13 protein-coding genes are annotated in these 13540 nt (G+C 40.9%); 2 read left to right on the top strand and 11 right to left on the bottom strand.

Annotated elements, in window-relative coordinates; genetic code table 11:
- Positions 1–439: 439 nt before the first annotated feature.
- The 6 genes from nikC to AC1Q59_RS03205 all read right to left on the bottom strand — a co-directional run bounded on the left by nikC (position 440) and on the right by AC1Q59_RS03205 (position 8008).
- Positions 440–1339: a nickel transporter permease gene (gene nikC / locus AC1Q59_RS03230; protein WP_492364345.1), complete on the bottom strand. Its 900-nt coding sequence runs from the start codon at positions 1337–1339 to the stop codon at positions 440–442.
- A 14-nt stretch (positions 1340–1353) separates the two neighbouring features.
- A complete protein-coding gene (locus AC1Q59_RS03225) occupies positions 1354–2361 on the bottom strand; it encodes an ABC transporter permease (protein WP_492364344.1) in 1008 nt (335 codons plus the stop codon).
- 351 nt (positions 2362–2712) lie between these two features.
- Entirely contained in the window at positions 2713–4347 is a 1635-nt protein-coding gene (locus tag AC1Q59_RS03220) for an ABC transporter substrate-binding protein (protein ID WP_492364343.1), read from the bottom strand.
- A 46-nt stretch (positions 4348–4393) separates the two neighbouring features.
- Positions 4394–5362, bottom strand: coding sequence for an ABC transporter ATP-binding protein (locus tag AC1Q59_RS03215; RefSeq protein ID WP_492364342.1), 969 nt, complete (start codon positions 5360–5362; stop codon positions 4394–4396).
- Entirely contained in the window at positions 5343–6356 is a 1014-nt protein-coding gene (locus AC1Q59_RS03210) for an ABC transporter ATP-binding protein (protein ID WP_492364341.1), read from the bottom strand. Before AC1Q59_RS03210 ends, AC1Q59_RS03215 begins: the two co-directional genes overlap by 20 nt.
- Positions 6357–6772: 416 nt before the next feature.
- A complete protein-coding gene (locus tag AC1Q59_RS03205) occupies positions 6773–8008 on the bottom strand; it encodes a TerD family protein (RefSeq protein ID WP_492364340.1) in 1236 nt (411 codons plus the stop codon).
- Between the two features lie 543 nt (positions 8009–8551).
- Here AC1Q59_RS03205 and AC1Q59_RS03200 point away from each other — a divergent pair.
- Together AC1Q59_RS03200 and AC1Q59_RS03195 are read left to right on the top strand one after the other, a co-directional pair.
- The gene (locus AC1Q59_RS03200; protein WP_492364339.1) at positions 8552–9301 is read left to right on the top strand and encodes a CBS domain-containing protein; all 750 of its coding nucleotides are present in this window, start codon (positions 8552–8554) and stop codon (positions 9299–9301) included.
- A gap of 229 nt (positions 9302–9530) precedes the next feature.
- Entirely contained in the window at positions 9531–9818 is a 288-nt protein-coding gene (locus AC1Q59_RS03195) for a hypothetical protein (protein WP_492364338.1), read from the top strand.
- A gap of 220 nt (positions 9819–10038) precedes the next feature.
- Here AC1Q59_RS03195 and AC1Q59_RS03190 read toward each other — a convergent pair whose 3' ends face one another.
- From AC1Q59_RS03190 to AC1Q59_RS03170, 5 genes are all read right to left on the bottom strand, one after another.
- Positions 10039–10857, bottom strand: coding sequence for an aspartate dehydrogenase (locus AC1Q59_RS03190; protein WP_492364337.1), 819 nt, complete (start codon positions 10855–10857; stop codon positions 10039–10041).
- A gap of 119 nt (positions 10858–10976) precedes the next feature.
- Positions 10977–11150, bottom strand: coding sequence for an acyltransferase (locus AC1Q59_RS03185; RefSeq protein WP_492364336.1), 174 nt, complete (start codon positions 11148–11150; stop codon positions 10977–10979).
- 382 nt (positions 11151–11532) lie between these two features.
- Entirely contained in the window at positions 11533–11772 is a 240-nt protein-coding gene (locus AC1Q59_RS03180; protein ID WP_492364335.1) for a hypothetical protein, read from the bottom strand.
- A 175-nt stretch (positions 11773–11947) separates the two neighbouring features.
- Complete coding sequence (locus AC1Q59_RS03175) at positions 11948–12520, bottom strand: hypothetical protein (RefSeq protein WP_492364334.1); 573 nt, start codon at positions 12518–12520, stop codon at positions 11948–11950.
- A gap of 18 nt (positions 12521–12538) precedes the next feature.
- Positions 12539–13261 (bottom strand): hypothetical protein, encoded by a 723-nt coding sequence (locus tag AC1Q59_RS03170; RefSeq protein ID WP_492364333.1) that lies wholly within the window; start codon positions 13259–13261, stop codon positions 12539–12541.
- Positions 13262–13540: the final 279 nt, after the last annotated feature.

The following is a 13540-nucleotide window of genomic DNA, read 5'->3' as shown; positions in this document are numbered from 1 at the left end:
CCTCCCCAACATAATAATAGTTTGCTATAAGCAATTTAAGTATAGGGGACGGAACTGCTTAATTTAAGAGGATTAATTCCCAATATTCTGTATAAAATGGGATCTATTTGTTAAAATAGGGAATAATTTACCAATACTTAATTAACAGGATTTCTGCTGTTTCATCATTTATTTAATAAAAGATTCACAAAAAGCGTTACAGTTCCTTGCATTTTTAGAGTGGTGACAAAAGCACCACTCTAAAAAAAATTAACTCTTATCTTCCTTCCGAATTTTTTCTCTAATATCTTCACGAGGGTCCCAGCAATTAAATTTGTAATGAGTTTTTGTTTCGTAACCCAACCGGGTACACATCATCTTTAATTTTTTATCTTCCCTTTGGATAAGAAAGTTTTTGCAAGTGGCACAACAATGATACTCTTTCATTTACTCATTTCCCCTAATTCTTCATCTTCGGATCAAGGACATCTCTTAAGCCATCTCCCATCAAGTTAAAGCCCAGAACGGTAAGCATGATGGCCATCCCAGGGAAAAATAATGTCCAAGGAGCTGTAGTAATGTAGTTCTTCGAATCCGCGAGCATTTTACCCCATTCCGGTGTTGGCGGCTGCGCGCCCAAGCCTAGGAAACCTAAGGCTGCCGCTTCAATGATAGCTGTGGCAATGGCCAATGTTGCCTGGACAATGACCGGGGAAATACTGTTTGGTAAAATATGCTGGAAAAGAATGCGGGAATCTTTCATCCCGGTTGCCTGCGCAGACATAATATACTCTTCCTGCTTTACACTTAAAACCTTTGAACGGACAAGCCGGCCAAAGTTTGGCACATTAATAATGGCAATCGCGATTAGTGCATTTTGCAAAGAAGGACCAAGGATTGCGACAATGGAAATCGCTAATAAAATACTCGGAAAAGCAAGCATAATATCGAAGATCCTGGATATAATCGCATCTACCCAGCGCCCGTAATACCCGGCAATAATCCCTAAGAAAGTCCCGACAACAACAGATCCTAATACGGAGAAAAATCCGACCCATAAAGAAATTCTTGCTCCATACAGAACACGCGAAAAAATATCACGCCCGAAGTCGTCTGTGCCAAACCAATGCTTGCTTGACGGAGCCTGCATCCGCTCGGACATAACCTGGTCCTTAAACCCATATGGGGCGATCCATGGAGCAATTATAGCAAGAATAATGAAAAAAATAACGATTGCTAAACCTGCAACAGCCAGCCGATTTTTACAAAAGGAACGCCATGCTTCCTTCCATGGGGGGATAAATTTTTCTTCAGGGGGGATGGTCTCGATATTTGCCGTATTTTTTGCAAGTTCTGCCATTTCATCTGCCTCCTTTACTTTGTGTACTTAATTCGCGGATCGATAAAGACATATAATAAGTCCACAATTAAATTGATGAAAACGAAGATGGCGGCAATAACCAGAATCCCAGATTGGATAACAGGATAGTCACGGTACCCGATTGCATCATATAAATATCGGCCAATCCCGGGCCAGCCAAAGATCGTTTCGGTTAAAATTGCTCCGCCTAAAAGCAGGCCGGTCTGCAAGCCAATAACCGTAAGCACAGGAATAATCGCATTTTTCAATGAATGTTTGTACACCACAAAGAACATTCTCAATCCTTTTGCTCTTGCTGTGCGAATGTAATCAGACTTCATTACCTCAAGCATGGTCGCCCGGGTCATTCTGGCGATAATCGCCATTGGGATGGTCGCCAAGGCTGCACTTGGCAGAATTAAATGCTTAAGGACCACTTGAAACTGATCAAACCTTCCCTGCAAGAGGGTGTCGATAAGATAAATATTCGTAATTGCTGATACAGGATCCCTGGCATTCTCCCGCCCTGTTGGAGGAAGCCAGCCCAGTTCAATCGAAAAGATCCATTGTCCCATTAACCCAAGCCAGAAGATTGGCATGGATACTCCGATTAACGCAATAACCATTGCAGCATAATCAAACCAGGAATTCGAAAACCATGCACTGATAATCCCGGCATTTACGCCGATTATGACCGCAATAATAATGGCTACCAAAGTTAACTCTGCCGTAGCAGCCAAGTATGGCCAAATTTCTTCGTTGATGGGGCCCCTTGTCCGAAGCGAAATACCTAAATCCCCCTGCAATAATCCTTTTATATAATCAAAATATTGTATGTACCAAGGCTGATCCAGCCCTAATTGTTTGGTAAGCTCCGCGATGGATTCCTTTGTCGCCCGTTGTCCGAGGATTACCTGGGCCGGGTTCCCTGGAATCGCATGGATGATGGCAAAAACAATCAGCGTCATCCCAATTAATACGGGAATTAATGAAAAAATTCGCCGGATCGTATAGGTAAGCATCTTCATCACCTCATTTTTATAGGCTCTTTATAAATGAATGTTGATTTCACTGTGTTCAAAAAATAAACGGTGAAAATTCGTTTAAATTTGGAAATACCCCTATTTCCCTAAAAATAAAGGAGCTTTTTTCGGTTATATGATCCAAATCTTTGGTTTTCGATTTATTTGTGCAGTTAATCGGAATAACTCCACTTATATTTGCTTTTAAGCTCCAACTATTCACATTAGCAGGAAATTCTCCGCCTATGAATTCTCATACCTACAGGAGATCAACAATGTATAATAACAAAGCCTTTTTATAAGAAAAATTGTTGCAAAAAGGGAGGCAAACTACCTCCCCCTCTTTTTCACTTATTGGGCAAATTCAACTTTGCTTAATACTTCAGAGCCAGTTGGATGCGGCAGATAGTTCGCAACGTCCTTAGCTGCTGCTAACAGCGGTGTGGAGTGAACAAGCGGCACCCATGGAGCATCTTCATGGATGATTTCCTGTGCTTTTTTGTAAAGCTCATTACGCTTTTCCTGATCGGCAACGGTTTGCGCTTCGATTAAAATATCATGCAATTCATCATTGCTGTATTGGGCATTGTTATTACTTCCGATGCTGTCTTTATCAAGCAATGTGTACAGGAAGTTATCTGGATCTCCATTGTCACCTGTCCAGCCAAGCATGAACATATCGAATTCACCATCGGTTGCCATGTCTAGATAAGTAGCCCAGTCAACTGATTGGATGTTCGCTTTTACATTAATCTGGCTTAAGCTTTCCTGGATGACTTCCGCCACTTTTTGCGCTTCCGGCATGTATGGACGCGCTACAGGCATTGCCCATAGATCAATCTCAAAGCCGTCTTCATAGCCTGCTTCCTTAAGAAGCGCTTTTGCTTTTTCTAAATCGTACGGATATTCTTCGATGGCATCATTATAGCCTTCAATAGATGGCGGCATTGGGTTTTTCGCTGGAAGCGCTTTCCCGCCGTAGAAGGCATCAATAATTGTCTGCTTATCAATCGCATGGTTAATCGCCTGACGCACAAGCTTGTTATCAAATGGCTTACGAGTTGTTGTTAATCCTAAGTATCCGACGTTCATGGATGGGCGTTCAATGATTTGCAGCTGATCATTGGCAAGCACTGTTGCTTCATCAGAGTTATTTAGACCATCCATCACATCAATTTCTCCGTTGGCAAGGGCATTTAGACGGGCTGTGTTTTCTGGAATGACACGGAAAATAATTTTGTTTAGCTTCGGAAGTTCCTTATCCCAGTACTCAGGGTTCTTTTCAATGACAATGCGGTCATTTGGCTTCCATTCGACGAATTTGAACGGACCTGTTCCGACTGGATTGCTTCTGAAATCATCTCCAAATTTTTCAAGTGCCGTAGGGCTGGCAATGCCAAACATGGACATCGCTAAATTTTTCAAGAATGGAGCTTGCGGTCTTTTTAAAATAAACTGAACAGTGTGCTCATCAAGTGCTTTAATTTCTTTAATGACATGGCCTTCATCAGCCTTAAAACCGCCAAACATGGTGTAATACGGGAATTTCTCTGCATCGCCGTTCATCCAGCGGTCAAAGTTATAAATAACGGCATCGGCATTGAAATCTGTACCGTCATGGAACTTTACCCCTTGGCGGAGGTTGAATGTATAGGTTAAACCGTCATCAGATACTTCCCATTTTTCGGCAAGACCCGGATGAATGGTTGTATCCTGCTCCCCGTAGTTTAATAAGGTTTCGAAAATGTTGATCGTTACTTTGAAGGTCTCTCCTTCTGTTGTCGTAATTGGGTCAAGCGAAACAGAGTCACCGCCGCGGCCATAGACGAGTGTGTCTTTAGCTGGGGCTGCTGCCTTTTCCTCTTCTTTTGCTGGTTCCTTTTCGCCGCTGCTTTCAGTATTATTGGACTTGCTGCTGCAGCCGACAAGGAACATGCTGATAGCTAATAAGGAAATCAGCATCAGTTTGAATGTCCTTTTCTTCATTTACACCATTTCCCCCTTATATTTATCTATCAAAAATGCTTCTTAGTCATTCGTTATATAAATGACAGGAAACATAATGACCGTTAATCTGTTTCTCTGTTGGTCTTGTTGTTTTACAAATATCCATACACTCGAAACATCTGGTGTGGAAGGCACAGCCAGAGGGAGGGTTTGCAGGGCTTGGAAGGTCCCCTTCGATTAAGATTTGCTGTTTCTTTAAATCTGGATCTGGAATAGGCACCGCGGAAAGCAGAGCCTTGGTATAAGGATGTAACGGATTTTCATACAGCTCTTCACTATCAGCAAGCTCTATAATTCTGCCTAAATACATCACGCCAACACGGTCGCTGATATGACGGACAACCCCAAGGTCATGGGCAATAAAGATATAGGTGAGCTGGAATTCCTTTTGAATATCCTTCATCAAGTTAAGCACCTGAGCCTGGATGGACACATCAAGCGCTGAAACTGGCTCATCGGCAATAATCAGCTTCGGTTTGGTCATTAATGCTTTGGCAATTCCGATCCGCTGTCGCTGCCCGCCGCTGAATTGATGCGGGAACCTTTTAGCATGGAAGCTGCTCAAACCTACAACCTCAAGCATTTCCTTGACCCGCTTGCGCCGTTCTTCCTTTGTGCCAATCCCATGAACAATCAGAGGCTCTTCCAATATCCGTTCAATGGAATGCCTCGGATTCAGTGAGGCATATGGGTCCTGAAAAACCATTTGAATATCCCTGCGAATTCTTCGAAGCTCTGATTTTGACATGTTCGTAATCTCTTTATCTTCAAAAATAATAGATCCGTCACTTGCCTCAATCAGTCTCATGAGCAGCCGGCCGGTTGTCGATTTGCCGCATCCCGATTCCCCGACAATGCCTAGAGTTTCCCCTTTTTTTACGTAAAAAGAAACATCATCAACAGCTTTGACTTCCCCCTGCTTTCGCCCGAAAATGCCGCCATTAATGGGGAAGTATTTTTTCAGCCCATTGACTTCAAGAAGTAACTCCGACATGTTCATCCCTCCCCTCCTTCAAGGTATGCAGGAAACAGCGCACTTCATGCTCTTCAATTCCCGTCTTATATAAGGCTGGTGATTCACCTCGGCACTTATCAAACACCTCGGAACATCTGGCCGCAAAACGGCAGCCCTGCTGGATCGACCCGGGTGTTGGGACGGTCCCAGGAATGCTGTACAGCTTCTCCTTCTTTTCCCGTAAATCTGGCACTGATTTTAACAGTCCTTTTGTATATGGGTGCTGCGGATTTTTCAGGATCGTTCGCACATCCCCCTGTTCTACCACTTCACCTGCATACATAACAATGACCCGCTCACAGATTTCGGCAACAACGCCTAAATCGTGAGTAATAAGGATGATAGAGGTATTGGTTTTTTCGTTTAAGCTTTTCATTAAGGCAAGGATTTGCATCTGGATGGTGACATCAAGAGCAGTAGTGGGCTCATCGGCAATCAGAACACGCGGTTGGCAGGCCATGGCCATCGCAATCATCACGCGCTGGCGCATCCCACCGGATAACTGATGCGGATATTCTTTTAAGATTCCCTCAGCCCTTGGAATGCCAACTAGTTTTAATAATTCGATACTATGCTTTTTCGCTTCTGCCTTTGATAGAGTAGTATGTAAGCGGATGGCCTCCATTAATTGGTTGCCAATCGTAAATAGAGGATTAAGTGATGTCATCGGTTCCTGAAATATCATTGAAATCTGGTTCCCGCGAATTTTTCGCCATTCTTTTTCGGAGTTATGCAATAAATCCTTTCCGTCAAAAATAATCTCACCCGTTTCGATCCTTCCTGGAGGACTCGGAATCAGCCCCATGGCTGACAGGGAAGTCACACTCTTGCCGCTCCCGGATTCCCCGACAATGCCCAGAATCTCCCCTTCTCTCAGTTCAAAACTAACGCCATCAACCGCTGGCACGAATTTTTTTCCCGATTGAAAGGAAACAGTAAGCTGATTAATTTTGAGAATCGGTTCTTTCTTCATATGTACACCTGCCTAATCAAAATTAACAAACTATACAAAATTATTATAAAATACAAAATATTAAAATAATTATACCACATATTTGTATAATTTCCAGTTTTTATTGGACAGAGAGCCTTGTGGACACGGGGACAGGCACCTTGTCCTTTTTGCAGAATTTTCTAATATATGGACGGCTTTGCCGTTCCGATGGGAAAGACCTATGTTATCTTATCTATGACTTTTGTAAAATATGAATTTTTTACAGTAACTAACAATCCTAAAATAAAAAAAGAGCGAATCCGTGTGATAATCGCTCTTTTTAATCACTGATATAATTTTGGATATAAAAATCGCTAGAAGCTTGCTCCTTTTCTTGACGAGCAAGATAATTTACGCTGCGAGTTATTTTATCTATCCTAAGGCTGTAGAATAATTTACCTTTTAAATTCTTCCGGTCCAACATCCATTTTGAAGGATCCGTCTTCGTAAAGTAATGGCGATTTTTCGGATCCACCTCTAGAATAGGTTTCAACATGACTGATTTTCATCCCATGGGAGTCTGTAAAATCTATATGGGCAATCGCGACCCAATAGGAGAAAATATTCCTTTGCAAAAGAGGTGCGATAACGGTCTGACCATTGTGGTTATCTACCACAGCCTTTGCCTTCATACCTTTAAAACTGCCAAATCCATTAGATATGGCACTATAGGCAGCAAATAATACGTATTTTAATTCATCTGGCCGATGAACAATAACAGTCTCCCTGCCTGCTTGCCTGGAATCTCCATCCAGCGTGATATAAGGAGATTGATTTGGTTTTCCTAAGTTCTTGTAATATATTTTTCCAGTATTATTATTTTTCGTGACATAAAAACAGTACAAATCCAAATCTTTGTGTTTATTTTCCCATTCCAGCATGGCGGTGACTTTATCGGTTTTTTTAATCAATATAGATTCTTTCTTTTTAAGTTCCACTTTTTGAAGCATTACGGGTGCTGCCGGTATAGGATTTGGCTGGTGTGCTTTCGGAATTTCCTGTACAGGCAGGCTAGGCACGGTTTCCTTCATAGTCTGGTAGGATTCAGCTTTTACCGGAGCTGGAGCCATCTCAGCTTCGTCTTCATCATCCACTTCAATTCCAAAATTGTTGCACAATGCAGCTAATCCGCCATGAAAGCCGCTTCCGATCGCATTAAATTTCCATTCTCCCTTATAACGATACAACTCCCCTAACACAATAGCCGTTTCCTGCTGCAAGTCTTGACCAAATTCAAACCGGAGAATCACCTCACCACTATGGCTGTCTGTGATTAACAAAAAGGTATCTTTCACGCTGCTAAAATGATACCCTCTTTTTTCACCTTCATGAATCGTGAGGGTAAATGCTATTTTTTCAATATCTCCAGGCAGGTTTGGAATGGAAATTTGGAATCCGTCATTTCTATCATTAGAGGACGGATTCGTACGTACAGCATTGCCTCTGCTGACAGGCTGTCCATAAAAAATAAAATCCTCATCGCTTGCACAGCTTCCGTTAGCTGACAGCAAAAACGCCGCCCCGTCCACTTCCATTTCCTTCACCTGAGTGCTCCATCCCAAAGATACCTGTAATGCCGATAAACCTCTGCCTTTTGTCACATCCGCCTTCTGACCCTTTTGAATATTCATCTTAATCTCCTTTTAGTGGACAGAGGGACAGGCACCTTGTCCTTTTTTTTAGAATTTTCCAGTTAATCTTTTAAACTTATTCTCTATTATATATTTTCCAGTTTAAATTGAATTAAGTGCTACTTTTTGGAAGCCACAGATCACAAGTAATAGGGACAGACACCGTACCTTTGCCCCTCATTAATCCCTGCTACCGCATATGAACCACAGAGTTTTGACTAGCCATTTGTACATTTTGTGCCTGTGGACGCGGAGGCGATTTAGGTTCAATAAAAATTGTAGAATAATAGGCTTCCACTATGGTAATGAAGTAGACCAAAAATAATAGTTTTTTCAGTCATTTATTCAAATTGTTTCATTATCTCCTTTTTAGTACATAACTTACCGTCATAAACTGTATACGATAGATTTTAAAAAAAGTTTCATCACCTCCTTGCACGGGACTGGAAACCTATCCCTGTGTCCTCCTAAAAATCCACGTAGTAGCTGACGCACTATTTATGATAAATTAAAAATAAACTTCAAAGAGAGGAAGAAACACCCATGAGTACCATATTGGACCAAAAAGATCGGGCTGTGAGATTTGAGGCAGCTTTTAATAGAATTCATTTTCAATTGAAGGAATTAGCCACTGGCACGTCTGATCATGTTTCCTATAGTGAAGCATTATATGCGAGCAGAAAGTTACATAGCGTTGTTCGCCATCATTACAATCTGCTTAAGCAGTTTGGCCATTTACGCAACGCCCTTGTTCACCAAAAATTTGATACTGAACATTATATCGCTGACCCGCATGAAGAAACGGTTAAAGAGATTGAAAAAATTGCAAGTTTGCTAATGGAACCGCCTTTAGCTCTATCTATTGCTTCCCAGCCAGTTACCTGCTTTAGTCCAGAGTCCTCTATCAAAGAAATCTTAAAAGTCGTCGAGATGAAAGGATTTTCTCAGTTTCCCATTTATGATGAGAAACAGTTTGTCGGTCTGCTAACTGAAGGTGGAATCGCAAAATGGATGTCAAAGAATTTAATTGGGGATAGCCTTTCAGTTGAAGGTATAAAAGCAAAGGACATTCTGGCCTGCGAAAAAAATCATAACGTCGCTTTCTTGAGCAGGGATAGCACCATCTATGATCTTGAGGAAGTATTCGAAGGGGCATTTGAACGAAATGAAAAACTCGAAGCCATCCTGATTACGCAAACCGGAAGCAAGGAGCAAAAACCCATTGGCATTGTCACCTCATGGGATCTCATCCAAATCGACTTCACCACCGTTCCGCTTGTAAGTCAGGTTTAGAATGTGGACAGAGGGACAGGCACTTTGTCCTTGCTCCTACTGCTACCGATAAAGCGGGATAAACAAAAAGGATTCTTTATAAAAAGTTTAATCAACAAGTTTTCGCAAAAATAGCCCGGACAGGGTGCCTGTCCCCTTGTCCTTAAAATAGGTAATATCTACTAGAAAAATGTTTACAATTTATTTTGCCTTATGATAATCTTTAGTTAATGCGTAGGGGATGTCGGCTTTGAAGCAGCCATCTTCTAAGGAACGCGTAACAGCGCACCCTGTCGTAAAATTAGTTGCGCGGGGTGGAGAAACCATGAAAAAAATTAAATTAAGTGTGAATGATGTATTAATGTATGTTGGAATTATTGCGATCATCGGATACTTAAACGGAATCTTAACCATTCATATTGATAAGATTCAAGTTTCAGAGTTGATAAATACTGCGGTAACAGGGTATTTCTCAACAAAATACGGATTACAATACAAAATTGCCAACAAAATTGGTGGCGCTTCTCGACCGTCGTAAGAGAAGTGTCACCGTCTCTTGCGACGGAAGAGCGATACATCTTATTTTTATATAGATCCAATATATTTTTTTAGGTAAATAATTAGAGTTTTATAGGGTATCATTCATGGTTTTCTTACACCGCGCCAAAAGTCCAACGAATCAGACGTGATTCCTTGGACTTTTTTTATTAACCGTGCCGTGGCTATTAGACAGATAAGGCGAAGAAATAAGGGCATGCTCAAAACAAAACTGTCCTTTGAAATTCTTTAAGGGCACTTAGAATACTTAGCACGGCAAGATGGCTGCTTTTTGGATTTTCCGGGGATACATTATTTTCAAATTTAAAGCAGTATTCTCCACATGCGCCCGCAGCCCTAATTTCATGGGTGTTTCTGGTTAAACTGGGATTCGCTGCAATCGTTACCCGAGTTCGTTCTGGACCTATTCCCGCAAGGCTTAAGGCTGCAGCTACATTAATATTTTCCGGAAAGGCTTTTGCCGCATCTAAGGCATTTCCGTGAAAAATTTCAATTTCAGCTTGTAAGTTTTCTAGATTGATCCCTTTTTCAATCACATATGGGGCACCTTTTAGCGCATTTGGCGGCTTTCTAGTAATTAACTCAACCGTTTCCAGCCCTCCAATGGCCGCACTCCTGATGGCATCAAGTCCGCCGATCGCTCCAGAAGGAAGAATCACCTGTCCCCCTGATTTCTTTGAAAGTTCCAACACTTTTTCATAGACTTCTCTTTCAGCCAAGGCACCTATGCTAATGATCATAATGTGCTTCCCCTTTTCTAAATAAGAAAGCATATGGTCCTTAACAGCCTGTTGTCCCGCAGCTTCAATAATAAAATCGACTTCATCGATCTCTAATGTCCCAGGGTCCGTTGTCCATTTACAGTTTGCCGATTCCGCCAGCTGCTCTAACTTTTTTATGCTACGTTTAGTACCAATAAGGGTATGTAAAGTAATATCTCCCGCTTCTCCATTTACAATTGCCTTTGTAATGAAGGAACCCATATTTCCGCATCCTAGGATTGCCACATTTAATGACATTATATCCCTCCTGTTCATAAAAAAAATCTGGGCGGTTCTGCTTCTATTAAAATTTTACCATTAGGCAGACAAAACTTCATTGAGATAATCCGGACAAGGTGCCTGTCCCCGTGTCCTTCTTAGTCAAAGTCAAATTTCTGAACAAAGTTGCAGCCTTCACATGCTCTTCCTACCTGTTTACCTGTTACCTTGTCCATATAATAAACTTCATCAAAGCCACATACAGGACACTCCATTGAATGTAAGACCTCGGTTTCACCAAATAGTATACTTAATAAATAGTTAAAGTACATGTCTGTTCACCCTTCACTGGTCTTTTATTCAATGTACAAAAAATAAATTTTGAAGGGAGTTGAAACTTGTCCTCTTTTTTAAAAAATAATTCGACATTGCTGCAGTGATTTTTCACGACAAGAATCAGGGAAGATTATGAACAGTTGAACTGATCTAACCGAAGGCAGTTAATAGCGAAGTTCTTACGATACCTGGTGATTGAGCATTGTCTGATAAAGTAGGGCTTCCTACTGGTTTCGAAATGGGTGAATTATGTTAACAGCTGAAAGCACCTCCTTTAAAATAGGAATATATTAGTGTATAATGGAGTTATAATAAAAAAGAGAAGTGCGCGAACACTTCTCTTTGCAACCGCTGCCGTTAGGATGGTGGTTGTCAAAATCATTCATGTTTGTCTTGAGAACCACCATGCTGTCCACGGCGATGGGTGGTTCTCTTCGTTTCTAAGAAGTTTTTCCGAAAGACATAAGCAATAATCTCACGTATGATTCCCTTCAGAATTTCCTTTAGAATGTCGAGAATTTCATCCAGTATTATCACCTCCCTTCCTAAGTGGAAAAGAAGCAGACAACCTGGCCACCCTAATTTATTCAGTTGCACTACCATTTTAACATTTTCCAAGCCCCCGCAACCCCATCAAATTTCGACAAATCGGGACAGAGGGACAGGCACTTTGTCCTTAGAAAATGTAAGACAATTTTTGCTTCAATTGCGTGAAAATAAGGCCATTGAAACAAGCGGTATTAACCAAATCTTCGAAACTACCCCGGACAAGGTGCCTGTCCCCTTGTCCTTCCTACTGATTGGATTTAATAATGCTATCGATTACGATATTAAATGCTTGGTTGGCTTCGCTTTTATGAGCTGCAGTCCATTGTTCAACGGGATAGTATTCAGGTGTGTCAAAATAGATTTTATAATAATCGACAGTTGTGCTGCCTTTTTTCTGAACAAAGACAATACGATTATCACCAGATCGTCCTCCAACAATTTCATCCACGACACTTATTGGGAGGTCGGTTCGATAGGCTTTCACATTTGTGGATGAATTGGTTAGAGTTGAGATACTTTTATACTTCTTTAGCAATTCGGCATGTTTCTTTTGAGAAATGGCCATTTTATTAATCTCTAGCCCATAGCTTCCCTGTTCATCATCCCTTTCAAAAGAACGCGTCCATCCATTTGGAACAAATTGAGTCAGTGCGTTTCCTGTAATTGCTGTCGATATTAATCTCCATTCTTTCTGAGAGGATATCGTTTTCATAACAGGCTCATTTTTCAAGCTGTCAACAAATTGATAGTTTTTCATTTTTTGAATGAGTTGAGGAGCTAATTTTTCAATTTGATTGATTGTCGCTTGAGTAGGCACTTCCGCATCCCCTACACCTTATCTCCAGCCTTCATTTACTTTTTCCAGATGGATTTCATAAACCGTATAGCCAGTATTCGTTTTAACAATATAATCATAGACGTATTCTATTCCATTAAAAGCAGTTCCTTCAAATAAAGAAGATGTATTCTTTTTTATCTTAAATTGGACACTATTCTGGCTTTCATTTCGGATATAGTCCTTCACATCGTTTTCAAACGATGCTCCAGTTTCATCCCACTTGTTAATGGTCAAGCGATTAACAGCCCACTTTTTCCCGATGGGTTCCATCTTTTCAAACTCAATCAGATTCTTACCATAATGAAGGCTAACGGCAGCAAGGTCCCAGCCTCTTAATAGACCATGAATATCCTGAACAGCAGTACGTTTTGTAAGTTCAGCTTTCAATTGTGCCAGTTTACTTTTTGAAGGGGTCTCGTATTTTACTTTAGGAGTCTTTTGAACAAATAAACCTCCTCCTAATCCGTAAAATTCCTTATCCCCCACTTTTTTATAAGAATATACTCGATATTCTCCAGCCTTTTTTAGTAACTTATCAGGCTTCTCCACATTATTTACTAGCTTATAAGAGGGAACATCAGCTAAAATGGTGACCTTACCAAGTTGCCCCTGCTTTAACTCAGTCTTTCCCCACATCACAGCCGCTGAAGCCGTACTTGCAGAAAAAAACAGCATGAACGCAGTTAAAATACTTACTACCATTGTTTTTCGGTTACGCATAAAATCCTCTCCAATAGAAAAATTCTTTGATGACATAGATAGTTTGACTTTTTAATCCAAATATTTCAATTACATCATATTACCTATACCCTATCAATATTTTAGCAGAATAATACAATTTAATGGTAAAAATTTACCGGACAGAGGGAAAGGCACTTTGTCCTCTAAAAATCTAGTTGCATACTAAAAGGACAGGGTGCCTGTGAACTATAACCCGAATAATGGACACCCTTAAAAAAGGGACGTTATTCGGGTTTTGTTATGTCTTTAATTAAAGAA

Source organism: Cytobacillus sp. MT66 (assembly GCF_058792595.1).
The sequence above is the reverse complement of the archived record's forward strand: the minus strand, read 5'-3'. Positions and strand labels throughout refer to the sequence as shown.

What these genes read in the sequence shown, in the direction of transcription:
- nikC (WP_492364345.1), bottom strand. Translation starts at nt 1,339, where the DNA reads ATGGCAGAACTTGCAAAAAATACGGCAAATATCGAGACCATCCCCCCT.
- AC1Q59_RS03225 (WP_492364344.1), bottom strand. Translation starts at nt 2,361, where the DNA reads ATGCTTACCTATACGATCCGGCGAATTTTTTCATTAATTCCCGTATTA.
- AC1Q59_RS03220 (WP_492364343.1), bottom strand. Translation starts at nt 4,347, where the DNA reads ATGAAGAAAAGGACATTCAAACTGATGCTGATTTCCTTATTAGCTATC.
- AC1Q59_RS03215 (WP_492364342.1), bottom strand. Translation starts at nt 5,362, where the DNA reads ATGTCGGAGTTACTTCTTGAAGTCAATGGGCTGAAAAAATACTTCCCC.
- AC1Q59_RS03210 (WP_492364341.1), bottom strand. Translation starts at nt 6,356, where the DNA reads ATGAAGAAAGAACCGATTCTCAAAATTAATCAGCTTACTGTTTCCTTT.
- AC1Q59_RS03205 (WP_492364340.1), bottom strand. Translation starts at nt 8,008, where the DNA reads ATGAATATTCAAAAGGGTCAGAAGGCGGATGTGACAAAAGGCAGAGGT.
- AC1Q59_RS03200 (WP_492364339.1), top strand. Translation starts at nt 8,552, where the DNA reads ATGAGTACCATATTGGACCAAAAAGATCGGGCTGTGAGATTTGAGGCA.
- AC1Q59_RS03190 (WP_492364337.1), bottom strand. Translation starts at nt 10,857, where the DNA reads ATGTCATTAAATGTGGCAATCCTAGGATGCGGAAATATGGGTTCCTTC.
- AC1Q59_RS03185 (WP_492364336.1), bottom strand. Translation starts at nt 11,150, where the DNA reads ATGTACTTTAACTATTTATTAAGTATACTATTTGGTGAAACCGAGGTC.
- AC1Q59_RS03170 (WP_492364333.1), bottom strand. Translation starts at nt 13,261, where the DNA reads ATGCGTAACCGAAAAACAATGGTAGTAAGTATTTTAACTGCGTTCATG.